The sequence below is a fragment of the Chlorobium sp. N1 genome (assembly GCF_004332115.1).
GTDB lineage: Bacteria > Bacteroidota > Chlorobiia > Chlorobiales > Chlorobiaceae > Chlorobium.
In genome coordinates this window covers 18562-43418 of sequence record NZ_SJPA01000007.1, presented here as the reverse complement: position 1 = coordinate 43418, position 24857 = coordinate 18562, and the positions used below count along the sequence as shown (strand labels likewise).

Below are 24857 nucleotides of genomic sequence, written 5' to 3'. Positions count from 1 at the left end.
GACCATGAAGATCGCCCTCTACTCCCCCGAACCCTGGGACATCCCCGACGCCCCCTTCATGGAGAGCCGCCACCAGCTCGTCCGGCTGACAGGCGAGGCGGGCGCCATGCTGCGCCAGCTCTCCTCCCGCAAGCCGGACCTGGTCTTCCTGAAAGGATTCGACCCCTCGGAGATCCGATTCCGGCAGGCGGTCGAGAAGCTCTGCATCACGCTGCCCCAGGCGGCCGTCGTCGTCCTCCACCCCCAGACGGGGCCCGAGCTGCTCCTGCAGCTCATGCAGGCAGGCGTGCGCGAGGTCGTCGCCGACGACCTGCCGGCGACGATAGGAACGGTAGTCGAGCGCGCCGAGCTCCGCACGAAAGGCTCCGGAGCCTGCCCGGGCAGAGTGCTGGGGTTCGTCTCCTCGAAGGGCGGGGACGGCAGCTCCTGCACGACGGCCAACCTCGCCTCCGCGCTCTCGGAACAGCCCCGGACGAGGGTGCTTGCCATCGACGTCTCGCTGCCCTTCGGGGACCTCGACATGTACCTCACCGCCGAGAAACACCCCAAGGACCTGGCCGACATCTCGAAAGAGAGCGACCGGCTCGACCAGTCGCTGCTCGAGAGCATGGTGCACCGGCTCTCGGAGACGCTCGACCTCATACCCTCGCCCTCCACCTTCGAGAAGACCGTCGCCGTCGAACCCGAGCGTGTCGGCGAGCTGATCCAGGTGGCCACCTGCTTCTACGACTTCGTCCTGATCGACCTCGGCAGCTCGCTCGACCGGGTCGGGATCCAGGTGCTCGAGCACCTCGACGACCTCCTGGTCGTCACCACCCCCTCGCTCCCCTCGCTGAGGAGGGCGGGCCTCCTGCTCAACCTCTGGAAAGCGTTCGAGAAACCCATTTCGCAGATCGACATCATCCTCAACCGCGCCGACGCAGAGGCGCGCGTCACCTGCCCGGAGATCGAATCGGTGGTGCAGCGGCCGGTCGGCCGCCGCTTCCCCTCGGACCACGGCGCCGTGCAGGAATCGCTCCTGGCCGGCCGGCCCTTCGTCGAGCTGCTCCCCCGCTCGAAGCTCTCCCGCGCATTCCTGGACTGGGCCGCGGAACTCACCGGCAACGCACCAAAACAGCCATCGCCATGGGACTTCTTGAAGATCAGATAGCGCGCTGGAAACAGGCTCCCGCGCCGCCCGCTCGCTCCTCCGGAAACGGCGGGAAGATGAACGCAAAGGCCCAGCCGCCGGCCGAAAGCGGAGAGCCGGAGCCCCAGGCGCCGCCTCCCGGAAAGGAGGCGCGCGGCGGAGAGTACCAGGGGGCCGACTACTACGTCACGAAAAAGAAGCTGCACCAGCAGCTGCTCACCCGCATCGACCTCAACTCGATCGAGAGCATGAGCCCGGAGCAGCTGCGCCAGGAGCTCGAACGGCTGCTCGGCCTGCTCTTCACGGAGGAGTCGATTCCGCTCAACGTGCAGGAACGCGCCCGACTCGTCTCGGACCTCAAGAACGAGATCATGGGGCTCGGCCCCATCGAGCCGCTGCTCGCCGATCCGGCGATCTCCGAGATCATGGTCAACGGCCACGGGAAGGTGTACGTCGAGAAAAAGGGCAAGATCGAGCTCACCGACATCCGCTTCAACGACGACCAGCATCTTCTCAAGATCATCGACAAGATCGTCTCGAGGGTGGGCCGGCGCATCGACGAGTTCAGCCCGATGGCCGACGCCCGCCTTCCCGACGGCTCCCGCGTCAACGCCATCATAGCCCCGCTCGCCCTCGACGGCCCCGTCCTCACCATACGGCGCTTCGCCGTCGTGCCGCTGCAGATGGCGGACCTCATTCCTAAAAACAGCCTGACCTCCGCCATGGCCGAGCTGCTCTCGGCGCTCGTCCGAGTGAAGTGCAACATCCTCATCTCGGGCGGCACCGGCACCGGCAAGACCACCATGCTCAACATCCTCTCGGGCTTCATCCCGCACGACGAGCGCATCGTCACGATCGAGGACACCGCCGAGCTGCAGCTGCAGCAGGACCATGTGATCCGCCTCGAGACCCGCCCTCCCAACATCGAGGGAAAGGGGGAGATCACCATGCGCGCGCTCGTCAAGAACTCGCTCCGCATGCGGCCCGACCGCATCGTGCTCGGCGAGGTCCGAAGCGCCGAGGTCATCGACATGCTGCAGGCCATGAACACCGGCCACGACGGCTCGCTCTCGACCATCCACGCCAACAGCGCGCGCGACGCGCTCGGGCGCCTGGAGAACCTCGTCGGGATGGCCGGCATCAGTCTCCCCTCGAAGGCGCTCCGCCAGCTCATCTCCTCCTCGATCCACTTCATCGTGCAGATCTCGAGGATGAGCGACGGCACGCGCAAGGTCACCAGCATCCAGGAACTCAGCGGCATGGAGGGCGAGGTGATCACCATGCAGGAGATCTTCAGCTACACACACACCGGCACCTCCCCGGACGGGACGGTGCAGGGCGCCTTCAGCGCGAGCGGCGTCCGGCCGAGGGTATCGGAAAAGATCAGGGCCTACGGAATAACCCTCAGCGAGGGGATGTTCGAACCCGGGCTCCCGCCAAACGACCAAGCCCCCCAGCGGCCATGAACCCGACCCTTCTCTCCATCCTCGTCTTCCTCTGGGTCGTGCTCCTGATGCTCGTCGCCTACGGCGTGTGGGCGCACTTCTTCGACCGGCGCGGCCATGCCCGCCACCGGCGCATCGAGAGCATCCGGAGCGAGGTGCAGGCCGGAGTGGCGAAGGAGACGGGAAGAAAGCGCGCCCTCGGGGAGCATGAGCTGGAAATCCTGCTGCACGAACGCTCGGCCGCGTTCAGGAATCTCGAAGCGCTGATACAGCGGGCCCGCAGCCGACTCACGGCCGGCAAGCTCCTCCTGCTCATGCTCGCGCTCTTTCTCTCGGTCCTCCTGCTCGGGCTCATGCGCGGCAGCGGCCCGCTGCCGCTCCTTGCGGCGTCGACGGCGACCGGCGCCCTGCCCCTCCTCTGGCTCCGGCGAAGGGCGGAGCGGCGACTCGCCCTCTTCTCGGCAAAGCTCCCCGAAGCGCTCGACTACGTCACGCGGGCCCTGCACGCGGGCCACAGCCTCACCTCGGCCATCGGCATGGTCGGCCGGGAGTTCCCGAACCCGATAGGCGAGGAGTTCAAGACCGTTTTCGACGAGATCGGTTTCGGCATCCCCTTCAGGGAGGCCATCACGGAGCTCGGCCTGCGCATTCCCTCGAGCGACGTGCGCTTCTTCGTCATCTCGCTCGTCATCCAGCACGAGACCGGAGGCAACCTCACCGAGCTGCTCGAAGGGCTCTCCGGGACCATCCGCGAGCGCATCAAGCTGCGCGGCAAGGTCCGCACCCTCTCGAGCGAAGGGCGGGCCTCCGGCTGGGTGCTCGGCAGCATGCCCTTCGCGCTCGCCGCCATCCTCATGCTCATCAACCCCGGCTACGTCTCGCTGCTCTGGACCACCGAACAAGGCCGCACCCTGCTCCTCATCGGCGGGGGGCTCATGAGCGTGGGGTTCTTTCTGCTCAACCGCATCGTACAGATCAAGGTGTAAGGCCGATGGAAACCGCACTGCAGATCCTCTCCGTCCTCCTCACGGGAGCCGCCGCCGCCTCGCTGGTCTTCCTCGCCCGGCACTGGAGGAGAGAAGGCGCCCTCAGGGAACGCATCGAGGCGATGAGGCCCGGCAGCCCGGGGGAGCGCTCCCTCGCAGAGGGCGCCCGGAGCGACAGGGTCACCGCCCTCGTCACCGCCCTCTCGCGCCTCTCGCTGCCCGAGGAGGGGTGGCAGGACTCCGCCGTCCGGCTCCGTTTCCTCCGGGCGGGCATCCGCCAGAAGAGCGCCCCGCTCTACTACTACGCCCTGAAGAGCCTGCTCACGCTGGCGCTGCCGCTGGGGCTCGGGCTGCTCCTGTATGTCGGCCACCCCCACATCCCCGCCATGCGGATCCTCATGCTCGTCGTCGTGACCGCCGCCCTCGGCTACTACCTCCCCGAAACGGCGCTCCGCCTCCTCACCTCCCGCCGGAGCGGAAAGATGCGCGACACGCTCCCCGACATGATCGACCTCATGGTGACCTGCACCGAGTCGGGCATGGGCATCGACTCGGCGATCTCGCGCATATCCCGCGAGATGGCCGCGAGCTGCCCGGAGCTCGCCGGGGAGTTCTACCTGGCCTCCATCGAGATGCGCGCCGGGGCGAGCCGGATCGACGCCCTCAGGAACCTGGCGCTGCGCTCGAACCTCGAGGACCTCGACGACCTGGTCTCCATGCTCGTGCAGGCCGACCGTTTCGGCACGAGCCTCGGCGAGTCGCTCCGCGTGCACGCCGAGATGATGCGCACCCGCCGCACCCAGCGCGCCGAAGAGCTGGCCGCCAAGATCCCGGTGAAGATGGTCCTGCCGCTCATCCTCTTCATCTTCCCCACCCTCATGCTCGTGCTCCTAGGCCCGGCGATGATCCAGATGCTGGAGGCGCTGCAGAGATGACCCCCGAACTCCCCCTCCCCCGCCTCGTGCTCCTCCCGCTCTGGGCGGCGATGGGCCTGCTGGCGGGCATCGCCCTCGTCCCGCTCGCGCGTCGGATACCCGCCCGGCGGCTCGAGCGAACGGGCGCCTCCCCTGAAGGGTGGATCGGCCCCGGCGGCGGCATCGCCGCTCCCGTGCCGCCGGCCCGGAAGATCTGGGTACCCGTCGCCGCCGCGCTCCTCTCGGTGCGCTGCGCGTGGATCGCCGCGACGCCACAGGAGGCGCTCGCGCTCGCGCTCTTCTCCGGCACGCTGCTCCTGCTCGCCCTCATCGACTGGGACACCACCATGCTGCCGAACGCGGTGGTCCTGCCGCTGGGGGCGGGGGGCCTCCTCTCGAGCCACCTCGGGCTCACCGGGCAGGGTCTGGCGGCAGCAGCCGCATCGGCCGCACTGGCGGCGGGGTTCGTAGGAGGTCTCGGGGAGCTCTACCGCCGGTTCAGGGGGGAGACGGGAGTCGGCGGAGGGGACATCAAGCTGCTCGGGACGCTCGGGGCCTGGCTTGGACTCTACGGGGTACTGTACGTGGTGGTGTGGGCCGGGCTCGGCACCGCGCTGTGGTTTCTCATGTGGCGGAGGCTCGGGAAGATCGACAGAGCTGCCGACTGGCCGTTCGGACCGGCGATCGCCGTGGCGGCGCTGTTCCGGATGATGGCGCTGTAAGGCGGGGAACATGAGGCGCCCGATGGAATCGGATCCACCGACAGCAGTGGCATTGGTATTCCCCCCCCCTATAAAATCATGCAACAGGCATCGCACGTCGCATAAACTCATCAAAAAGCGGAACCGTGAAACTCAGCTGCCCATGTGCGGGGCTGTATATCATTCCCTTCTTTATAAGTTTTGAACGTACGGCACTCAACGCCGTACTCCGTTCAACTCCCAGCTGCCGGGTAATTTCCGTCGTATGATAAGGCCCTTGCCCCAGAGCAGCCATTGCCCTCAGATATCGTTTCTCACCATCGGTAAGCCGGTCGAAACGCACCCTGAAAAAATTCTCATCGAGACGATTGACCACATGGATGGTAGAATCTTTTACGACACGTAGCGTGATTAGCGTGGCATCAGCCTGGTTCCAAGCCTGATAGCCCCATTCCTGAAGAAAATACGGGTACCCTTTGGTCCATGTGAAGATCTCGTTCAATGCCGATTTCTCAAAACTCACCCCCTCACCCATAACCGGCCCCTGAAGAGCTTTAACTGCATCATCCCGGTCAAGGGGTCCGATTTCAGGGAAACTGAAAAGACGCTCGGCATAGGACTTGGCATCACCGGCCAAACCGGGCAAAATCGGCAACCCTGCGCCAACAAGCACAATAGGAAGCCGACGTTGCTGCATTTTATGCATGGCCATGATAAGTGCATTGAGTTCAGCTTTCGTAAAAAACTGAATTTCATCGATGAATATGGCTACAGCCGCCTGCCGCTCCTCAGCAGCCTCACCGACGGCGATAAATAAACCAGGAAGATCAATCTCCAGGTCGCCACTGTCAGCTGTACCTTTTTCCGGCTCGATATCAAGACCAAGCTCGATATCTCCAAAAGATACTTTTATGGCCGCCACAAAGCTTTTCAATACAGCCAACCCGCGCCGGACCTTCTTCCCAGCACCCGCCATACGATCAAGATCATACAAAAGGGAGCGCAACTGAGGCACGAGAAGAACGGCAAGCGGCTTTTGATCCGAAGCCTCAAGAAATATTGTGCGATACTCCTCTGTCCGGGCCATCCGCTCCATTTCATTGAGCAACACGGTCTTGCCTACACCTCGAAGACCAGTCATGATGAAACTCTTTTCAGCTCGCTGGTTCCTAACACGGGCGAACAGGACGGACGCCTGCTCCAATACGCCATCCCGGCCAGCAAGTTCTGGCGGCGGAGCCCCGGCCCCCGGTGAAAACGGGTTCCTGATTTTATCCATAAAATTAATCCCGGCAAGAGGCTATTTATATCAACTTATAACGCATTATAACAATAATTCGCTATAAATCGATATAAACAACTGAGCAATGCCGATTCCATGCAAAAGCGAAGGGCTGCTGAATCAAGGATATCTGCCGCCATGGCGTATGGGCGCAGACCCCGGGGTACGGTACGTGGTGGCGTGGGCCCGGCTCGGCACCGCGCTCTGGCAGTTCCTGTGGCAGAGGCTCGGGAAGATCGACAGAGCGGCCGAGTGGCCGTTCGGACCGGCGATCGCCGTGGCGGCGCTGACGTGGAGGATCGTGCTCGATGCAGGGGGGGATGTGAAGCTGGCCGGAGCGGAGCTCATCCAAAACGCCGGATCGGGTCCGGCGAATCCCGTGGGTCCGATCCGGATCAACGGCACAAGCGCCCGGAAACGAAGCGGATCGTCCGTGGGAAACCCTCTGCCGAAGCAGGTCGGGGTTTCAGACGAACGGATAACGCCCAATATGGCAGGCAGGCCATATTAAGCCCGATGTCCACCCCTGTGGTTCCTTGTACGACGTCCCCGCCAATCAGCCGGTATCGGCTGCTCTCAGCACACTCCCCCCTGCCTGTTCCTGAATGGAGACAACACGATCAAAAAGAGAGCCGCCTTCCGGCCGTACCATACCGTCATTGGCTGTCGGTTCAGCTGCCGAAAATTGAAAGACGCAAGTCGGGCAGAGAGTTTTTCCATCCTCTTGCCATTTCCCCGGATTCCCGCTAAATTGTTTTTTACGACAAAACCTTACCTATAAAGAGAAACTTGCGACACCCATATCGAATCAATGAAGAGATCGCTGAAAAACACGACAACCGATGATTCGCTGATCATCTACGCCGAACTCAATACTGCTGAAATAAGAGCGGCACAGCGGCGACTGAAAAGAGGTGAGCTGGCACGAATTGTCCCCGGGGTTCTCAGTGCCAGCCCTGAAAACGAGTGGCCTGCCATCGTTGCACTGCACAGGACAAGGCTCCTTGCCGCACTGTTTCCGGGGGCGGTGATTGGTTTCAGAAGCGCCTTCAAGGGCGGCATCCCGGTGGATGGAGTCATACACCTCAGCTATAGTTACAACAGGGCTGTCAAGCTGCCCGGGCTCAACGTGATCCTCGTCAGGGGGCATGGACAGGTTGCGGGTGACCTGCCCATGTCCGGGCGAGATATCTACTTCCCTTCTCCGGCCAGGATGCTCCTGGAAAATCTTGCGGCAAGCCGTGGTTCGATCAAAAAAGCCATGGGCCGCACCGCCGTTGAAGAGCGCCTGGTAAACATGTACGAATCCAGAGGCATCGAAGCGCTCAACCGGATCAGGGATGAAGCTCTTGGCCTTGCGCCGCTCCTGGGATTCGACAAGGAATACAAGGTGTTGAACGAGCTGATCGGCACCATTCTCGGGACAAAAAGCGCCCGACTTGGGACCGTTGCCGGAAAAGCCCTGGCTGCGGGTACGCCTGTTGACGCCGGCCGGCTTGCGCTTTTTGAAGCGCTGGCAGCTGTTTTGCGGGTCATGGATTTCCCGGAGAACGCGTCACCGACCGGAAGCGAAGCCGCCCGCATCAATTTTGCATTCCTTGAGTCCTATTTCAGCAACTTCATCGAGGGTACGGAGTTCGACGTCTCAGAGGCACGGCAAATCGTACTTGAGGGAAAAATCATCGATCAGCGCCCGAAAGATTCGCACGACATTCTCGGCGTGTTCCGACAGGCGATCAATCCCGGATGGGCAAACCAGTCGATGGCAATCGGCGAAGCGGTGCTACACCAGTTGCGACAGCGTCATGCAGACCTCATGAAAGAACGCCCTGAAGCGTCTCCCGGCGATTTCAAGGACAGGGAGAATTTTGCCGGGAACACAACCTTCGTATCACCAAGAAACGTACGTGGGACCCTTATCGAAGGCAGCAAGCTGTTGCCCTCGGTCCCGCCGGGTATGGCCCGTGCGCTGCTGGCGATGTTCATTGTCTCGGAAGTGCATCCCTTTATTGACGGGAACGGACGACTCGCACGCCTCGCCATGAACGCGGAGTTGTCCGTTGTGAACGCCGGCAGAATCATCGTCCCGACGCTTTTCAGGGAAGAGTATCTGGACTGTCTTCGGGTCCTCACACGGCAAAGCAGGCCCGAACCGTTCATTGAGGCCATGCAGCATATCCGGCAATGGACTGCGGCATTCGACTACACCGACCTGGACCGGGTGATCAGCCGGATGAAGGCCTGCAATGCATTCGAAAAATCCCGCAAACAGTACCGGCTGCTCAACGTTTCGGATTTGGACACGTCTCCCGGGCAGAATGTCCAAAGCTGAAAAAGAGCCCTCAACACACATCTTCGACCGGAGTCAGGAACTCGGATGGAGTGCATGCCGTCGAGCGGGTTCCGGCCGATCCGTCGCCGCTGTCACCTGCCTCCCCTGCTGAACGCGTACTCCGAGGCCGCCCTGCTGATGGAATGGATTTCAGCAAGGAAATCCCTTTCGGACCGCCAGAACGGAATCGGCCCGAGCCTCCGTGCCAGGATTGCCGAGTCTGCCGGTCTCTCTTCGTGCAGGCCGGGAAGCGGCGGCCCGTCCGGAGAAGACCAGAAGAGGGCGGGATCGGCCGGCAGGGGTTCGGCGAGCCCCTTCCCGTGCTCCTCGTCCGTTTCCGGCCCGCCGGACCGGTTCGCGCCGAGGGCGGTGAAGAGCGCATCCCTTTCGATGCCCCGCAGGGCGAAGAGGAGGAACGGATCACGGTCGAAAGCCTCGGCCAGCAGGTAAAAGACGGCGGCGAGGTGCTTGCAGGGATGGGCGTAATCAGGGCAGGAGCATGATGCCTCGATATCGCCGAATGCGGCCGGAAAGAGGGGAAGGCCCGCTTTCCGGCAGAGCGCCTCGATCTCTTCGGGCATCTCACCGCCCAGTATCCGGGCGACAAGCACGGGATTTTCACGGAACACCCCGACAAGCCGCTGCCACTCCCCTTCAGCATAGGGCCTGAGCCTGACGGTGACCCTGTACGGACTGGAGCGTGACCCCTGGACTTTTGCCACGACGCCTTTACCGGTGAACTGCAGATCGGTCACCTGCCCCTTGCGTGCATACGCCCGGCCGCGGGCAAGGCGTGCGGCGTCGTTGAAGCGCTCGAGCACCGCAATCCACGCCTTCCCCCACCATTGCCGGGCAAAGGCGCCACGCCTGCTCTGTGCCTTGATGCCGTTATCGACCTTTTTCGGGGTCGTCGGCTCATAGAAATAATGGAATCTGGCCATACGATTATGCCTCTGTTGCCTCCCGTCCGAGCATGACGAGTTTTTTCAGCTCGATGTTCGACAGTTCGGTAAGCCACTGCTCCCCGCTGCCGAGGAGTGTCCCTGAAACGGCCGTTTTCCTCTCGATCATCTCGTCGATCCGCTCTTCGAGGGTACCGGCGGCGATGAATTTATGGACTTCGACATTGTGCTTCTGCCCGATACGAAACGCCCTGTCCGTCGCCTGGTTTTCAACGGCCGGGTTCCACCAGCGGTCGTAATGGATGACATGGTTCGCCCGGGTCAGGTTCAGGCCCGCGCCGCCCGCTTTCAGCGAAAGAATGAACATGCGCGGGGCGTGCTCGCCGTTCTGAAAGCGTTCGATCAGTTCATCGCGCCGCTTCCTGCCGAGCGAACCATGCAGAAACAGCACCTCCTCGCCGAACAGTTCCTGAAGATGGTGCTGCAACAGCGCGCCCATCTCCCTGAACTGGGTGAACACCAGCGTCCGTTCATCCCTTTCACGGATTTCGCCCAGCAGCTCTTCAAGGCGCTGCAGCTTTCCGGAACGATGTGCCACCGGGGAGCTGTCGCCGAGGAACTGCGCCGGATGGTTGCATACCTGCTTGAGCTTGACGAGAAGGGCAAGGACAAGGCCCCGACGGTCGATGCCCTCCGCCGACTCGATGCGCTCCTGCAGGTCGTCGACGACCGCCTTGTAGAGCGATGCCTGCTCACCGGTCAGCGTACAGTACTGCTTCATTTCGATCTTGTCGGGCAGATCGGAGATAATGGTCCTGTCGGTCTTGAGCCGGCGGAGGATGAAGGGTGCCGTCATGGCTTTCAGCCGTTCGGAGGCCCCGCTGTCGCCGTACCACTGGATCGGGTTGAAAAAGCGCTCCCTGAACAAGCGCTGCGTACCGAGGAAACCCGGATTGAGGAAATCCATCAGGGCCCAGAGGTCGCCGACATGATTTTCAACGGGTGTACCGGTCAGCGCTATGCGGTAATCCGAAGGGATGGCGCGGGCCGCTTTTGCCTGTTTGGTTTCGGGGTTCTTGATGTTCTGGGCTTCATCGAGGATCACGCCCGCCCACTCCAGTTTCGAGAGCGAGGCCACATCGCGCACCAGCAGGCCGTAGCTGGAAATCACCAGCGCCGAAGCCTTTGCCGCTTTGCTGAAGGCAGCCGTTCTGAGCCGGTCGGCGCCATGGTGGACAAGGACGGGCAGCTCCGGGGTGAACTGCCGCGCCTCTTTTTTCCAGTTGTTGACCACGGAGGTGGGGCAGATCAGGAGCACCGGACGCCGTTCCCCGCGGTTCCGCTCCTCCTGCAGGAGCGCGAGCGCCTGCACGGTCTTGCCGAGCCCCATGTCGTCGGCCAGGCAGGCGCCAAGCCCCCAACGCCTCAGGAATGCAAGCCATGAATACCCCTTCAGCTGATACCGGCGCAACCTCCCATGAAAAGCCTCCGGCTGGGGAAGCAGCTCAAAACGGGCCTCGCCCCTGAGCTTTTCGAGCAGCTCTTTCATCCACCCGTCGGCATCGACGGCGCGCACCGCCAGCGTGGTCTCGAGCGCGCCGGCACCAAAGGCCGTCGCAAGCAGATCGCGCGCCGTAAGCACTCCCGACTGCTGCTTTTCAAGGAAGCCGAGCGCTTCGGAAAGCTCCTGGCGGTCGAGCTGCCGCCATTGCCCGCGCACCCTGACCAGCGGCATTTTCAGTGCCGCAAGACGCCGAAGCTCGTCAAGATCGACTTCGTCCGTGCCGAGCGAGACCGCATAGTCGCAGGATAGCAGCGTACCGAGGTCCATGCCGGCCCCGCCGGCCTTCATGGCCGGCGCCTTGGCCCGTACCGTAATCCCCATCCGGTGCAGCGGCCCCCTGCCGACCCACCAGGAGGGAAGCATGACGACAAATCCGGCATCACGCAGGATGGGGGCATAGTGGGAGAGGAACCGGAAAGCCTCTTCGGTATCGAGCTTCAGTCCGCCCGGATTTTTCTGCTTCAGCGCCCTGGAGATATCGGGATACAGGGCTGCCGCCTGCCCGAGCGCCATGAGCATGAACTCCGTATACTCTCCCCCGGAACGACGAGCCTGCCGGGAAGCATCGCTTTCCGGGTCCCGGAGCTCTCCGACATCGAGCAGCAGGCTGGGGTCGCGCTTCAGCTGCAGCAGGCAGTCGAGCCGCCACACCTCCTTTCTGCCCTTCCCTGAAGCCCGGCCGCGTCCGGCAGGCACGGAAGGCTCGGCAAGCCGGAAACAGAAACCGAAAGGCGAGGCGGCATACACGTCGAGCGGACGGCGCCACCCGGCAAGCTCCAGTGAAAACGCCACGACCTCCGCCCGGCGCTCCCACCGCACCTGGGGATCGGAACCTGAAAGGGACTGCATCCATGCATCATGGATCGTCGGCGGCTTCGGCGTCCTGCCGCGCGCGGAAACGAAGGACGACCTGACCAGCGAGTCCACCAGCCCCTGCAGCAGTTCCTCCTGAAGCTCTTTTCCCGGGGATTGCGGAGGACGTTTCCGTTCCCCGGAAAGGCAGCGGCATACCGGAGGCATGGTGCCGGCCAGGATGTCGAGGCGCGAGGCGACGGCAGGTTCGGGATAAGGGACCCAGCGGCCAAGCCACCGGCGGTTCCGGTGAACCAGCGAGGGAAGGAACCGCTCTGTTGCGACAAGATGGACTGCCGTCTCGAACAGCTCCATCGTCCAGAAGACGGAAGGAGCGAAAACGACCCCGGAACCCGGCGTCTGCTCCCCGCGCACGACAGAAAAGAAGGAATAGCACAGGCCGATATCGAGAGAAAGGGCGGTAACGGCCAGCGGCCTGAGGATGGATTTCCGGCGCCGGTCCGGTTCTTCGCCAAGCAGGGGCGAAGAGGGAATCCGCTCCCGGCCGCGATGCGGCAGCCAGGCAAGGCACTCCTTGAGCATGGGCCTGCGGACCGGAACCCTCAGGCCGATCGCCCTGAGCGCCCGACGCACGTCCCGGATATCGCCCGGCTCCCCGCCTTCGCTCCAAAGCACCGGCGCTCCGTCGAGCACCGAACAATGCAATACGATCATCAACGAATCCTGAAATAAAAGAATGTAGGAATAGGAACGGTAAGTTCCGCCCCGTCGAGGGCGTTCTAATCAGACAAGAGGCCTTTGTGCCTGTAAAGCGAGAAGCGGAGCATGCGCCGGTTTGATGGATCGTGCCTGATTCCTGTTCACCAGTTCACCAGTTCACCCCCGAAGAAATCAGGGTATTAGGAGACCGGGAAGAGGTGAGCCGGGTTGTTTTCGCCCACTGGCAGAGTCATCGCAACCAAACCGCCGGCAAGGGCCGTTTCAAGATAGCGCTCTCCCTAAAACAGGCCCGATTTTTGAGATTGAGAGCCTTCTGAGCGACACTTCTTGATAGCAGCGCATTCGCCAGAACCCTCAGTAAAGCAATAGCTTCACCTGCAGCTTCACCTGTCATGCGATGACCATCGTGATCATTTTGATTGACAGGTGACTAGGCCTGGCGAACAGATTTCGGGTGTACGGGAAAGCGTACCAGAATAATTGCGCTCTTCATCCGTTTCGAACTCAGGGTCAGGGGATCCGTTCTGCCTTACTACCCGCAACGCTACTGGCTGCCGCCTTGCTTGCTTGCTTGCCTGCATGCATGCATGCATGCAGGCCGGTCATCATGATGCCGGATTATTCCGTACACCGCATAGCCAGGGGGGCCGTTGGCAATGGCCCGGAAACGGATTAAACGGCTGTGGTGCCGGGTTATGCTTCGAACCGGGTCACGTCAAGTCACCCCGGCGATCCTGAGGCTGATCGGTCAGATTGACGAACTCAATGGCGCCCGATCGTCTTTCAGCTCTACAGGCCCGGTTGCCGCCATCGAGAGCATCGGAGCATAAACCCGATAAAACCATCGGGAACACGAAAGGCTGGCCATTGGAAAGCCCTGGTCAGTTCCGCAAGTTCCTCTCACAACCCTACCCTACCATAACCACAGCGGCCAGGGCGGCAATCGAAATCACCGCCCAGAGGATCCCTCCCTGCACGAAAGGCTTCCATCCCACCTGCGCCATACGCCCAGGCGCCAGGGCGCTGCCGACAAGGAACAGGGTCAGCGTCAGGCCGGCATGGGCAGCATGGACGGCATAATCGGTAACCGGTGCGCTTGCAGGAAAGAACGTATGGACGCCCATGGCGACAAGGAACATCACGATGAACCACGGGATGCGGATGGCTGACGCCTTTCGGCCGAAGTGCATCGAGCTGAAAACGGCCAGGGGAATGATCCATAGACTGCGGGCGAGTTTGACGGTCGTGGCCGTCTCAAGCGCCTCCGCACCGAAACTCGCCGCGGAACCGACGACCGAACTTGTGTCATGGATGGCAATGGCGCTCCAGAGGCCGAACTGGTGCTGGCTCAAGCCGAGCATCACGCCAACCTGAGGGAAAATGAACAACGCAAGAGCATTCAGGACAAAGACGGTTCCGAGCGCGACGGACATCTGGTGCTCGCGGACATCGATGACCGGAGCGATGGCGGCGATGGCGCTGCCGCCGCAGATAGCCGTACCCGAAGAGATGAGAAGGGATGTCTTCCTGTCGATGCCAAGCGCGCTGCCCAGAAGAAGGCCGAGTGCCAGCGTAAGAAGGATAAACCCTGTCGACAGCATGAACCCCGTCCTGCCTGACGCCATTGCATGATGGAAGTCCATGCCGAACCCGAGGCCGATAATCGAGAACTCCAGAAGCCTGCTGGTCATCCTGCTGCTGAGATGGATGAACGGGTGGCCGATGGTCAATGCCACGAGCAGGCCGAGCAAGAGAGCGAGCGGAGCGGATACCGGTGAAGAGAGGCAAAGCAGGCCGATGGCGGCAAAAAGCAGCTGGCGCAGGGACAGGCGCCGCTCAAGGATGGAGGAAACCCTCCTGGGCCAGGGGTCGGGAGAGGCCGACGTGCGCGGTGTCGTTGTGGATGTTTCCATGTGATGAGCTCCTGATGATATCGCAGACTGTCCCGGCGAGGGATATGCCCGACCGGGGATTTCACAGGAAAGATCATCAACGGGAAAACATCATGCCAGCGATCGTTGGTGATGGGTCATTACCTCAGGTTATCGAGGGGACGGGAGAGCGATGGCATCCAGCATCGGCTGCAAGCGCAAACTCCATGAACCGGACCTCAAGCCCTCCGCTCCTTCCCTGCGGGGTCACGAAATAGAGCTGCCGATACAGGCCGATGCCCCTCACTCTGACAATCCTCAGGCGTCCCTCTGCCAGCTCCCTGGCGACTGCATGGCGGGAAATGAACGCCAGGCAGTCGGCATTGAGGAGATAGGACTTCATGGCCTCGGTGCAGCCCAGGGACATTTCAACGGAAAGTTCGCCGAGCCTCAACCCCGCTTCACGCAGCGAACGCTCGATTACCTGCAACGTCCCGGAACCTTGTTCCCGCAAAAGCAGGGGAAGGGTTTTGAGCTGCTCAAGCAGGACCTCTCCGCCTGCAGCAAGCCGGCAATCAGTTCGGACGACAAGAACGATTTCATCCTTCGTATAAGGGGTATACCGGATTTCGCTGCGCCGGAAAGCGCCTTCAACCACGCCGATTCCGATTTCCTGGTCCAGCAGCATCCGCTCGATCTGTCCGGTATTGCCGGTCGCCATCTTCAGCCGGATTTGGGGAAAGGCCTGGCGGAACCGGGCGAGCACGGGAGGGAGCACATACTGGGCGACTGTCGAACTCGCCCCCAGGGCAAGTATACCGGAATCCTCCCGCTGGTATCGGCCGAGGCAGGAGTGCATTTCACGGGAAAGATTCCGTGCCGATTCAGCATAGCGCAGCACAAGTTTTCCCGGCTCGCTGAGCACGATCGCATTCCCCTTCCGCTCGAACAGCTGAACCTTGAGCGTGCGCTCGAGTTCCCTGATATGCTTCGAAACCGCAGGCTGGGTAATACACAGCTCTGCCGCTGCCCTGGTGAAGCTGAGTTTGCGCGCTGCAGCGGCGAATACCTCAAAACGGTAATCAAGCATAACAGGAAAGCTCAGGGAGCCGGAACGGCAACCTTCGATACCTCGACGGCATTCACGCACTTGACGTAGCGGGGGCCGGTGACCCGGTCGCCGGCGGTAAGCAGCAAAAACGGGCCATTTTCACCAAGGGGCTCCCCGTCCGTCTCGAACACCACCCAGGTGTGCTCGCCAGCCGGCCCATAATAGAGTTCGTTATAGGCGAAGATCACATTATAGTCATCCGTTGAGCGCACCAGCACATAATACTCGCCACGACGTCTCGGGTTAGGCATATCCACCCCGGCTGAATCGATGAAATCCTTCAGCAGGACCCCCCTGAACGTCCTGTACCGGTGCTTCGTCTGCCCCGAATCACAGACGATGGCCGTGTTCTCGTTTTCAACGACACGCATGGCCCGGATACCCTTTGCATCAACAACGAATGGATGGAGTACCATCCCTGTTACGGCAATGGCACGATGTTCGGGAGTTGCCGCCGATGAGGAAGAAACGGCAATACCCGATAGCAGCGCACAAACAAAGACTGCACACGGGACGAAACGCCGGAAGAAATAAAATGTCGCCATGATAAGTATATGAGAATATTGCGTTGAAAAAATTGCCGTTACTACCTGCCAGGCGGTGCTGACTCCGGATGCAGGAGCCGCTTCAGTTCCCCGTCGTCCAGATTGCGATGGTAGAAGATCCTGAAAAACTCCCCCGTTGCCTTGTCGAGGTCAATGGCAAACCGGTCCGGATAGAGCATTTCTGCCGCCCAGATGGTACCGAGGATGCGGTTGACCCCCGGGGGGCGGTCAAACCATCCGAACGGAAGGAAGGGAATCTGGTACAGGTGCCCGTCACGCACTGCGCGAGCTCTTGACCAGAGCGGGTCGCTTCCGATATGTTCCATCGTCGTCATCTTCCCCCCCATGCCCGTCCATACCAGGACGACATCAGGATCCCACCGCAGAACCTGCTCCATGGAGACAGGACTCAGCCCCACCCCGGGCATCACCTTGACATCGGCAACGTTAACGCCGCCGGCATCGGCAATGGCCCTGCTATGGAATGAACCGGAAGGATCGGTGTGCAGGCCCCGGTCCCCTTCGGCATAGTACACCCGTTTCCTGAGGGAATCTGGAATGGCCTTCGCACGCGCCATAAGGGGATTCAGCCATTGGCGGACAAAGCCTGTCATCCTTTCGGCCTGCTCACGGCGATCCAGCAGCTCGCCAAGAAGGCGGAATACCCGAGGATAGTCCTCCACGGCCATAGGAAGCATGAAGACCGGCACCCCGGTTTTTGCTGAAAGCTTGTCGGCGGCTTCGATCGATGCCGCATTGATGCTGAAAACCGAGACGATGACGTCGGGGTGCAGCCGGATAATCTCCTCTGCAGAGCCGTCGACATAGGGAAGCCCGTTATACGAATCCAGAAGGAACTCCTGCTCCGCCGGAGAATGTCGAAAAGGACGGTTCACAAGCAAGTCGGGAGCCATGGCATACATCAGCACGCTTCCGGGCCGGTTGACGTAGACCCGTTCAATCCGATCAGGCACCGGCAGCGTGCGGCCCGCCATGTCGGTGACCGTCCGCGAAGCGTCGGCAGGAGGCTCCGCCTTCTGGTAACACGAAGCCAGCAGCAAGAACAGCAGCGGTACAAAAAGGCGCCAGCGCAGGACATGCAGTCTAATGACTCCCTCCATCATGCTGCCCTCCCTGGATCTTTGCGCATGTGAATCCAGGTTCCGGCCTCGGTCTGATCTATGAAGCCGGGTATTGCCAGATCTTTGAGGATTGCTTCGAACCGGGCCGGAGGATTCTTTTCGACCCGTTCCCTGCGCCTGGCCTCCCAATCGGGTTCATCAGCCATGGCCTCGCGTATCTCCTGCAGGAGCGCGACGCTCCCGAACCCGCCCCCGATGACGGCATGGCCTCCGGGTTTGAGAACCCGGTAGACCTCGGAAAGCCCTTTAGGCTGGTCGTCCCAGAAAAAAATCGATCCCCTGCTGACCACCAAGTCTGCGACGGAGTCCGAAAAGGGCATCGCCTCGGCTTTGCCGCTGACAGCCGTCACACGAAACTGGAGGCCATGGTCCCGGATGTTCTCCATGGCCAGATCAATGCACTCCTTCAGCGGATCGCAGACCACCACATGCATCTTCGTGATGAGCGCGACGGAGATACCCAGCATGCCGGGCCCGCCTCCAAGATCGATGCAAAGGCCGCCCTCCTTTCCGCTCCACTGGACGATCTGTTCGGCTATGGCCGGGTAGATCTTCCTGAAGCGCCCTTTCATGAATTTCTCGTTGAATTCATCTGCGTTCATGACCATGCGGTTTCGTTTCTTTATTGTTCAGAGTATAGGGGCACAAACCTTCCTCTCGGGACCGCCTCCGGAAGAAAAGCTGACCACGTCGACCTCGACCCCATAGAGGCTGTGCAGCGTTTCACCCGTCAGGACCGAATCCGGACTGCCGCAGCGGAGCTGCCGGTTCTCCTTCATCACCAGCACCTTCGAGCCGAGCATGAACGCATGGTCGGGATGGTGGGTCGACATCAGGACAGCAACCGAATGGAGCCGCAGTTCTCGGAGCTTCCTGATAATCCGCACCTGGTTGCCGTAATCGAGGCTCGAGGTGGGCTCGTCAAGGATGATGAAGCGGGCCTCCTGCGCCAGTGCTCTGGCGATGATGACCATCTGGCGCTCCCCGCCGCTGAGCTCGGTAAACGTGCGGCCGGAAAGATGGCCCGCACCGAGGCGCTCGAGGCACCCGGCCGCGATCATCCTGTCCTGCCGGCTCGGTGATGAAAGTGGCCCCAGATGGGCCGTCCGGCCGAACAGCACCACATCCTCAACCTTGTACGGAAAGGGGGTCCCGTGCGACTGGGGGACATACGCCGCAATCCGGGCGATATCCCTCGGCTTCAGGCGCCCGATATCCCTCCCCCCGAGAATCAGGCTGCCGGAAAGCAGCGGAATGAAGCCCATGACAGACTTGAAAAGGGTCGTCTTCCCGACGCCGTTCGGCCCCAGCAGACTCAGGATTTCGCCCTGGTTCAAGGAGAAACTGACATTACGGAGCACGGCCTTCCCCCCGTATCCCATATCAGCGCCCCGGACTTCGAGCACCGCCTCTCCCCCGGTTACTGCCATGGCCTTGCCTGTGAACGTTTGAGGAACACGATGAAAAACGGAGCGCCGACAATCGCCGTGACGATTCCCACGGGAACCTCCACCGACGCCATGCTTCGGGCAAGGTTGTCGACCAGCACCATGAACACGGCTCCGAAAAGAAACGACACCGGAAGCAGGCGCCTGTGGTCGGGACCAACGGCGAACCGGGCGATATGGGGAACAACGAGCCCGACCCAGCCGATGATGCCGCTGATGGAAATAATGCTCGCATCGACCAGCGTCGCACACAGGATCACCAGCATCCGGAGCCTTCCGGTATGCACCCCGAGCGAGCGGGCCTCGTCTTCGCCGAAGGAAAGCACATTAAGGCGCCAGCCGGAGAAGAGGAGCGGAACGGCGCCCACGGCAACCAGCGGAAGAACGACGGCCAGATCGCCCATACGGACGTCGGCAAGGCTTCCCATCAGCCAGTATACGATAGCCGGCAGCTTGTCGTCCGGATCGGCCAGGTACTTGAGAATCGAAAGCAGGGCGCCGAAAAACGATGAGATGATGATGCCCGAAAGCACGAGCACCAGCAGCGGATCATGCCCGCCGCGTATTGAACGGCTGATGGCAACGGCCGAAAGCACCGCCGCAAGCCCGCCAGCAAATGAAAAGAGCTGCACCCCCGCCGCCGGCAGCGAAAACAGGATAGCCATAGCCGCACCGAACCCTGCGCCCGAACTGACTCCCAGAATGCCCGGGCTGACCATCGGATTGCGAAACATCCCCTGATAGGCCGCTCCGGAAAGAGCCAGGGCGCCGCCGACGGCCATTGCCGCAAGCAGGCGGGGCAGCCTTATGCCGGTGATTACAAGGGGCAGGTTCGGATCGTCATACCTGCCGGTCAGCAAAAAAACGAGCAGGTCATGAACCCCTGCCGGATACCGGCCGAGGAACAGCGAGAACAGGCCAGCGGCCAGCAATACGGCCAGTCCGCCCAGTACTGCAGCGGTTGTCTTCATCCACACGATTCATGCATGCCCGGCAGCCGCTCATGAGCGGTGACCGGGCACATTGTTCGGAAAACGGTTACAACGAATACGAAAGCGACATGACAAACGTCCGGCCGGGCTCCGGATAGCCTTCCGACACCTCGTACATCCTGTCAAAGAGGTTCTCGACGGAAGCCTGCATCGAAAGGGAGGAAACCAGCGGCGCATGCACCCGAAGGTTGAGCAATCCGTAGGGCGAGGCCGTATAGAGGCCATCGCTCGTACTGTACCGCTTGGTATTGTACTCCCCTTCCACCATGGCCCAGGCATCCCTGGCCACCGTGAACCGGAGGTACCCGTTCAGCTTGTGCCTGGGAACATCGGTGAAATACAGATCGGGATTGCTGTCGTTCTGCCGGTCGATGTAGCTGTACCCTGTATAGGCCTTCAGCCAGTCCGCAGCCTGCCAGTCCGCAGCACATTCGAATCCAGTGAACGTGGCCTTGCCGGTATTCTGATATTGTGAGACATCCGACGTTATGTTGACCTGCTGGATAACGTCACTCAGCCTGCTTTGATAGATTGACGCTGAAAGCTGAAGACCAACTGATGGCGTAAGCACATAGTCAAGACCGTAGTTCCAGCTCTGCTCAGGATCGAGGTCCGGGTTTGGCTCTGCCGTGCCGAGCTTGTAGGAATAGCGGTCTTTCAAGGTCGGGAACCGGGTGCTCCTGGAAACATAGGCCGTCAGCTTCTGTCGTTCGTCAATCTTTCCAACAAGGGCGAGCTGGCAATTCGTTGCCTGGTTGTCGTCGAGCTCAAATGATGCATTGTTATGCTCCGAATCCTCCGCCTTGAGGGTGGTACGGAAGTCCTGCCGCACTCCCGCGACCACGGTCAGGTTGCCGGCAGCCTTCCAACTGTTCTCAGTCGCCAGCGAAAAGGTATTGTCCGCCATCTCAGTCGCCGGATCACCGACATTGTAGGAACGGTGCATATCATACTTGTCATGCACGGCCACTTTAAGCGTATTGCCGCCGCCGATGTCCGTTCCGAACTCTACCGACCCCCCGAACGTCTTGTCGTCATAAATGCTCGTAAAGGCATATTTTTTTGTTTGAGCAGTATAGGTGGCATCGTCATAACTCTTGAGAACATTATAGTATCCATCGTAAAATGCCCGCGTCTTCAGATAGCTCTTCACCCCGACAGCCGTCTTGCCGATGTAATAGAGGCTGGCCTTGTCCCAGTCGGTATAGCGCCAGTAGCGTGGGGTGATCGACTGATTTCCCGTATAGACCGGCACGCCCTTTACCGAATGCTGTCCGCTGAAGGAAACGGCGTACTCGTCAGTGTCGTTCGGCGTGTAGCCGACCTTGATCGAGCCCTTGAAATCCTCCGTACCCGAGTTGTCACGCCGCCCTCCGTCCTCGGTCGCTGTCGGAACGAACTCGTCCGACATGGGAACGAAATTCCTGTCGATGTTCGAAATGCCGGCCTGCACGTACCAGTTTCCCAGGTTGGAACCGGCATTGATCGAACCAAAAGTCGAGGCAATCTGGTCGTCGCCATATGTCATACCTCCCTGCATGGTCGCCTCAAACGACTTTTCAGGCTTCTTGCTGACCATGTTGATCGCGCCGCCGAGCGTATTCGGCCCGTAGAGCACCGAGGTGTAGCCTTTCGAAACCGTCACCCCCGAAAGATCGAACGTCGTGAACCGGTTGGGATCGATATAGCCGTCATAGGGAACATAGAGGGGAACGCCATCGAGATAGATGGGAACCTGTCGGATATCGAATCCCCTCACATAAATGAGGCCTTCATTGCGCGATCCGGCATTGCCGAGGTTCACTCCCGGCAGGATGTTGACCACGGAAGCGAGATTCTGGCGGTCTAGTGCCGCCATCTCCTCGGCTGTAACCGTCTGGCTTGTCAGCTCACGCTGGCCGGTAACGGTGATTTCGCCTGCGGTAAAAACCCCGGCATCGGCAAGCGTCGGTTCCGACGCGGCATCTTCTGCGGATGCGATGGCGGGGATGGCCAACAGCATGACCAGCAGGGCCGTTTGTCTGAAGGTTCTCGTTTTCATAGGGGGCATGGTTTTCGTTATATCAAGAACTACATATCGCCTGAGAAAAAAAATTCACAGGCAACCGCTGGCCGTTCCGGAGACAAACGCCAGGGCAGAACCGGTTCGCACGGACCGGACCTCGATGTGGCTGCCGATGAAATAGATGATAGGCTCCTTGAGCCCCCGCTCTGCTATGGAGGCCGCAACAGTGCCGATACTGGCAGATACCATGGCCTCATCCGGCCATCCCGACTTGCTCACCGCCACGACAGGCGTAGCCGGATTGCCCTCCGCCTCGATCATGAGATGCATGACCTTTTCAAGATTCGGACCCACCATGTACAGGACAAGCGTTGCACCGTGGCGCAGCATTCGCAGCGCATCACGGATTTCGGCCTCACCCTCCCCGAGCGAATTGACGATAAGGGAGATGACGGCGTTCGTCCGGCACTTGAGGCTGGTCGGAATCGCATATGTTGCTGCTGCGGATGCTGCCGGCGTAATGCCGGGGATGATCTCATAGGGGATGGCCATCTCCCCGAGGAACCGGCACTCGTCGACCTCCCCGGCAAAAAGCGTGGGATCCCCCACTTTCAGCCTGACGACCCGAAGGCCTTCATAATGGAAATCCCGGACAATGCGAAGCATTTCCGACAGTTCACCCGGAACACACCCTCCTGCGGGACGCTCCACATAGCGTATCGTCGCCTTTGCATCAGCAAGGCTGAGCGCAAGGCTTGCGGTCTTGCAGTCATAGAGGACGACATCCGCAGAACGAATGACGCGGGCCGCCCTGACGGCAAGAAAATCCGTATTTCCAGGCCCGGTCCCTACGATAGAGACCGGATACAGTTCCCTTGCTACCATCCCCCCCCCCGAATCGTTATTTATCAAGAAACATAACGCAGAGCGTCCAAAAAGCCGGGAAACGACCCTCGGCGCATGATGCAAGGTAGCCCTCCCCATCGGAAGATCCAAATATTTTAGGATAAACAACAAAAACGTCTTATCAAGTAAGGCCATGAAAGAAAAAAGGCCCAATAAAAAAAACGCGGATATGCGCAGGAATATCGCTATAAAACTAAGTATATAACGATAACGGCAACCCGGACAAAATCAAAACGAAAAAAGGACGAAACCATGCGATGCCCGATCTGTGAAAAGAGATGCATCATCCCTGAGTCCGAAACCGGCGCATGCGGCCGATACATGAACGACCGCGGCACGATCAGGGAACTCCACCCCGACAGCTACCTTATCGCCTGCCCCATCTCCGCCGAAACGATTCCGGTTCTGCACTTCCACCCGAAATCGAAATTCCTGCAGATCAGCACCACCGGATGCAATTTCGACTGCCCCGGCTGCGTGGCAACCGTCGTAGCCAGGGAAATGGACTCGAACAGCAGGGCACTCAGGAAACTGACGCCCCTGCAGGTGGTTCAGAAAGCGCTGGCCGAGGAATGCGACGGGATAGTATTCATGATGAACGATCCGCTCGCGTCCTATTACAGCTTCCTTGAAACCGCAAGAACGGCAAAAAAGCACGCGCTGCTTGTCGGATGTTCGTCGAACGGCTATTTCACTGAACGATCAGCAGGCCGGATCGCCCCCTACCTCGACTTCATCAACGTCGGAGTAAAAGGGCTGACCGATACCGACTACAGCAGATGCGGAGTCGCCGGCCACAAACCCGTCATGAGGAACATCCGTTATTTCCACGACCAGGGAATCCATGTCGAAGTGGCGTGCATACACAAGAAAGGAGAAGACAGGAAGCTCCTGGATATCGCCTCGGCCATTGCAGGGATCTCGAAGGAGATTCCGCTGCAAATCTCCCGCTCGATCGGGCCAGCATCGCAGAAGAACCCTCGATACGGGAATCCGAACAGGCCCAGAAAAAAACGCTGGACATCCTGCACTACACCTACCTCTTCAACTCTCCGGGCACGAATTGCATCAACACCTACTGCCCCAAATGCGGGGAGCTCATCTACGAACGCGATTTTTACGGGCCCATGGGTTCGAAACTCCGGCGGTCGGCAATCAAGGCAAACGAAAATCGGTGTCCGAAATGCGGCCATCAGCTGCCCGTCACGGGGAGCGTTGCTGCACGGACCTTCGACGAAAACGACTTCGAAGGCGGCTATCCGTTCACCCGCGCGCTCGAGATCATCGAAGGCACCCTTGCGGCCATCGGCGTCAGGGACAGGAAATCAATCGTCAAATGCTGGGAAAGCGTGTTGCAGAAAGACGGCCGGCAGAAACTGCACGGCAACATCCAGGACTTTCAGAAATATGCCGGGAGCATACGCCACTTCGCCACCCTGACCCGGAGGGAACAAGAAGCGGAAGAACTCCTAGCCTACCTGCGTGAACGCGTTGAGGATATCCGGGAAAAGGCCAGGAGAACAGAGAAGAAGCCGAGAACCTATTACGTGATGGGAACGCCCCTCTTCTCGCTGGAATACCAGAGGCTCGAGAATACGCTTGTTGAATTGGCAGGAGGAACGAGCATCAACAAGGCTTTGGCCGGCACTGGCCGACCGGGCATGAAAGTCAGCCCGGAACAGGTGAACGAGCACAATCCAGAAATCATCTTCATATCATCATTCATGCAAAGCCCGCTCGACGAGTTCTACCGTTCCTGCACTGAGCTGGGCATCACGGCCGAAGCCGTGACGAAGAGCCGCATCCACACGCCCCCAATCCCCTGCACCGACTTCGGGAGCCCCAGATGGATACTTGGGCTGATGTACATCGCAAACTGCCTGCACCCCGAAACATTCAGCTTCGACATTGAAACCGAAGCGAAAGCCTTCTACAGAAAATTTTACGGCATGGAGTTCTGCCTGGCCGACATCAACCGGTCGTTCGCAAAACCCAGTCGGTGGTGGCAAACAGTGTCATGAGCCAGAAAGACAGCATTAGCGTATACCT

At 60.5% G+C, this 24857-nt stretch carries 20 protein-coding genes and 1 pseudogene; 9 read left to right on the top strand and 12 right to left on the bottom strand.

Features of this window, described 5'->3' with window-relative positions; translation table 11 throughout:
- Window positions 1-4 precede the first annotated feature (4 nt).
- Genes E0L29_RS09040 through E0L29_RS09020 form a run of 5 tightly spaced genes read left to right on the top strand, consistent with a single transcriptional unit; the run spans window position 5 to window position 5196 of the window.
- Entirely contained in the window at window positions 5-1150 is a 1146-nt protein-coding gene (locus tag E0L29_RS09040; protein WP_131357977.1) for an AAA family ATPase, read from the top strand.
- On the top strand, window positions 1126-2595 hold the full coding sequence (locus tag E0L29_RS09035; protein WP_131357974.1) for a CpaF family protein: 1470 nt from the start codon (window positions 1126-1128) through the stop codon (window positions 2593-2595). The genes E0L29_RS09040 and E0L29_RS09035 overlap by 25 nt, the downstream gene beginning before the upstream one ends.
- Window positions 2592-3560: a type II secretion system F family protein gene (locus E0L29_RS09030; protein WP_165498869.1), complete on the top strand. Its 969-nt coding sequence runs from the start codon at window positions 2592-2594 to the stop codon at window positions 3558-3560. The genes E0L29_RS09035 and E0L29_RS09030 overlap by 4 nt, the downstream gene beginning before the upstream one ends.
- A gap of 5 nt (window positions 3561-3565) precedes the next feature.
- Window positions 3566-4495, top strand: a complete 930-nt coding sequence (locus tag E0L29_RS09025) for a type II secretion system F family protein (RefSeq protein WP_131357971.1) — start codon at window positions 3566-3568, stop codon at window positions 4493-4495.
- Window positions 4492-5196 carry an A24 family peptidase gene (locus tag E0L29_RS09020; RefSeq protein ID WP_131357969.1) on the top strand — a complete coding sequence of 235 codons (705 nt, stop codon included), beginning with the start codon at window positions 4492-4494 and terminating at the stop codon, window positions 5194-5196. The genes E0L29_RS09025 and E0L29_RS09020 overlap by 4 nt, the downstream gene beginning before the upstream one ends.
- 76 nt (window positions 5197-5272) lie before the next feature.
- Here the strand turns inward: E0L29_RS09020 and E0L29_RS09015 are convergent, their stop codons facing one another.
- On the bottom strand, window positions 5273-6454 hold the full coding sequence (locus E0L29_RS09015; RefSeq protein ID WP_131357966.1) for an ATP-binding protein: 1182 nt from the start codon (window positions 6452-6454) through the stop codon (window positions 5273-5275).
- 88 nt (window positions 6455-6542) lie between these two features.
- Between E0L29_RS09015 and E0L29_RS09010 the strand changes: the two genes are divergently transcribed.
- Together E0L29_RS09010 and E0L29_RS09005 are read left to right on the top strand one after the other, a co-directional pair.
- Window positions 6543-6968 (top strand): hypothetical protein, encoded by a 426-nt coding sequence (locus E0L29_RS09010; protein ID WP_131357964.1) that lies wholly within the window; start codon window positions 6543-6545, stop codon window positions 6966-6968.
- A gap of 300 nt (window positions 6969-7268) precedes the next feature.
- Entirely contained in the window at window positions 7269-8789 is a 1521-nt protein-coding gene (locus E0L29_RS09005; RefSeq protein ID WP_131357961.1) for a Fic family protein, read from the top strand.
- 92 nt (window positions 8790-8881) lie between these two features.
- On the opposite strand, the gene E0L29_RS09000 is transcribed toward E0L29_RS09005, so the two are convergent.
- From E0L29_RS09000 to E0L29_RS08945, 11 genes are all read right to left on the bottom strand, one after another.
- Window positions 8882-9730 (bottom strand): SWIM zinc finger family protein, encoded by an 849-nt coding sequence (locus E0L29_RS09000; RefSeq protein WP_131357958.1) that lies wholly within the window; start codon window positions 9728-9730, stop codon window positions 8882-8884.
- A 4-nt stretch (window positions 9731-9734) separates the two neighbouring features.
- Window positions 9735-12782 carry a DEAD/DEAH box helicase gene (locus E0L29_RS08995; RefSeq protein WP_131357956.1) on the bottom strand — a complete coding sequence of 1016 codons (3048 nt, stop codon included), beginning with the start codon at window positions 12780-12782 and terminating at the stop codon, window positions 9735-9737.
- Window positions 12783-13696: 914 nt separating this feature from the next.
- On the bottom strand, window positions 13697-14701 hold the full coding sequence (locus tag E0L29_RS08985) for a putative sulfate exporter family transporter (protein ID WP_131357953.1): 1005 nt from the start codon (window positions 14699-14701) through the stop codon (window positions 13697-13699).
- A gap of 124 nt (window positions 14702-14825) precedes the next feature.
- Window positions 14826-15749 carry a LysR family transcriptional regulator gene (locus tag E0L29_RS08980; RefSeq protein ID WP_131357950.1) on the bottom strand — a complete coding sequence of 308 codons (924 nt, stop codon included), beginning with the start codon at window positions 15747-15749 and terminating at the stop codon, window positions 14826-14828.
- Window positions 15750-15760: 11 nt separating this feature from the next.
- Window positions 15761-16141 carry a hypothetical protein gene (locus tag E0L29_RS08975; RefSeq protein ID WP_131357947.1) on the bottom strand — a complete coding sequence of 127 codons (381 nt, stop codon included), beginning with the start codon at window positions 16139-16141 and terminating at the stop codon, window positions 15761-15763.
- A gap of 215 nt (window positions 16142-16356) precedes the next feature.
- Complete coding sequence (locus tag E0L29_RS08970) at window positions 16357-17439, bottom strand: ABC transporter substrate-binding protein (protein WP_131357944.1); 1083 nt, start codon at window positions 17437-17439, stop codon at window positions 16357-16359.
- On the bottom strand, window positions 17436-18059 hold the full coding sequence (locus E0L29_RS08965) for a class I SAM-dependent methyltransferase (RefSeq protein WP_242664347.1): 624 nt from the start codon (window positions 18057-18059) through the stop codon (window positions 17436-17438). Before E0L29_RS08965 ends, E0L29_RS08970 begins: the two co-directional genes overlap by 4 nt.
- A gap of 27 nt (window positions 18060-18086) precedes the next feature.
- The gene (locus E0L29_RS08960; RefSeq protein WP_131357938.1) at window positions 18087-18887 is read right to left on the bottom strand and encodes an ABC transporter ATP-binding protein; all 801 of its coding nucleotides are present in this window, start codon (window positions 18885-18887) and stop codon (window positions 18087-18089) included.
- Window positions 18878-19876 carry an iron ABC transporter permease gene (locus E0L29_RS08955; RefSeq protein ID WP_131357935.1) on the bottom strand — a complete coding sequence of 333 codons (999 nt, stop codon included), beginning with the start codon at window positions 19874-19876 and terminating at the stop codon, window positions 18878-18880. Before E0L29_RS08955 ends, E0L29_RS08960 begins: the two co-directional genes overlap by 10 nt.
- Window positions 19877-19943: 67 nt before the next feature.
- Window positions 19944-21938 carry a TonB-dependent receptor gene (locus tag E0L29_RS08950; protein WP_131357932.1) on the bottom strand — a complete coding sequence of 665 codons (1995 nt, stop codon included), beginning with the start codon at window positions 21936-21938 and terminating at the stop codon, window positions 19944-19946.
- A 54-nt stretch (window positions 21939-21992) separates the two neighbouring features.
- Window positions 21993-22787, bottom strand: a complete 795-nt coding sequence (locus tag E0L29_RS08945; protein WP_131357929.1) for an SAM-dependent methyltransferase — start codon at window positions 22785-22787, stop codon at window positions 21993-21995.
- Window positions 22788-23060: 273 nt separating this feature from the next.
- On the opposite strand from E0L29_RS08945, the pseudogene E0L29_RS11745 reads away from it, so the two are divergent.
- Window positions 23061-23606 (top strand): annotated as a pseudogene (locus tag E0L29_RS11745) (radical SAM protein); the annotation flags it as partial.
- 59 nt (window positions 23607-23665) lie between these two features.
- Window positions 23666-24829 (top strand): ABC transporter substrate-binding protein, encoded by a 1164-nt coding sequence (locus E0L29_RS11645; protein ID WP_242664346.1) that lies wholly within the window; start codon window positions 23666-23668, stop codon window positions 24827-24829.
- Window positions 24830-24857 lie beyond the last annotated feature (28 nt).

Bases quoted from the DNA above. Each gene is read 5' to 3' on its own strand.
- E0L29_RS08945 (WP_131357929.1), bottom strand. From the start codon at position 22,787: ATGGTAGCAAGGGAACTGTATCCGGTCTCTATCGTAGGGACCGGGCCT.
- E0L29_RS09030 (WP_165498869.1), top strand. From the start codon at position 2,592: ATGAACCCGACCCTTCTCTCCATCCTCGTCTTCCTCTGGGTCGTGCTC.
- E0L29_RS09015 (WP_131357966.1), bottom strand. From the start codon at position 6,454: ATGGATAAAATCAGGAACCCGTTTTCACCGGGGGCCGGGGCTCCGCCG.
- E0L29_RS08955 (WP_131357935.1), bottom strand. From the start codon at position 19,876: ATGAAGACAACCGCTGCAGTACTGGGCGGACTGGCCGTATTGCTGGCC.
- E0L29_RS09010 (WP_131357964.1), top strand. From the start codon at position 6,543: ATGCCGATTCCATGCAAAAGCGAAGGGCTGCTGAATCAAGGATATCTG.
- E0L29_RS08975 (WP_131357947.1), bottom strand. From the start codon at position 16,141: ATGCGTGTCGTTGAAAACGAGAACACGGCCATCGTCTGTGATTCGGGG.
- E0L29_RS08950 (WP_131357932.1), bottom strand. From the start codon at position 21,938: ATGAAAACGAGAACCTTCAGACAAACGGCCCTGCTGGTCATGCTGTTG.
- E0L29_RS08995 (WP_131357956.1), bottom strand. From the start codon at position 12,782: ATGATCGTATTGCATTGTTCGGTGCTCGACGGAGCGCCGGTGCTTTGG.
- E0L29_RS09005 (WP_131357961.1), top strand. From the start codon at position 7,269: ATGAAGAGATCGCTGAAAAACACGACAACCGATGATTCGCTGATCATC.
- E0L29_RS09035 (WP_131357974.1), top strand. From the start codon at position 1,126: ATGGGACTTCTTGAAGATCAGATAGCGCGCTGGAAACAGGCTCCCGCG.
- E0L29_RS08965 (WP_242664347.1), bottom strand. From the start codon at position 18,059: ATGAACGCAGATGAATTCAACGAGAAATTCATGAAAGGGCGCTTCAGG.
- E0L29_RS08980 (WP_131357950.1), bottom strand. From the start codon at position 15,749: ATGCTTGATTACCGTTTTGAGGTATTCGCCGCTGCAGCGCGCAAACTC.
- E0L29_RS09040 (WP_131357977.1), top strand. From the start codon at position 5: ATGAAGATCGCCCTCTACTCCCCCGAACCCTGGGACATCCCCGACGCC.
- E0L29_RS09025 (WP_131357971.1), top strand. From the start codon at position 3,566: ATGGAAACCGCACTGCAGATCCTCTCCGTCCTCCTCACGGGAGCCGCC.
- E0L29_RS09020 (WP_131357969.1), top strand. From the start codon at position 4,492: ATGACCCCCGAACTCCCCCTCCCCCGCCTCGTGCTCCTCCCGCTCTGG.
- E0L29_RS08960 (WP_131357938.1), bottom strand. From the start codon at position 18,887: ATGGCAGTAACCGGGGGAGAGGCGGTGCTCGAAGTCCGGGGCGCTGAT.
- E0L29_RS09000 (WP_131357958.1), bottom strand. From the start codon at position 9,730: ATGGCCAGATTCCATTATTTCTATGAGCCGACGACCCCGAAAAAGGTC.
- E0L29_RS08985 (WP_131357953.1), bottom strand. From the start codon at position 14,701: ATGGAAACATCCACAACGACACCGCGCACGTCGGCCTCTCCCGACCCC.
- E0L29_RS08970 (WP_131357944.1), bottom strand. From the start codon at position 17,439: ATGATGGAGGGAGTCATTAGACTGCATGTCCTGCGCTGGCGCCTTTTT.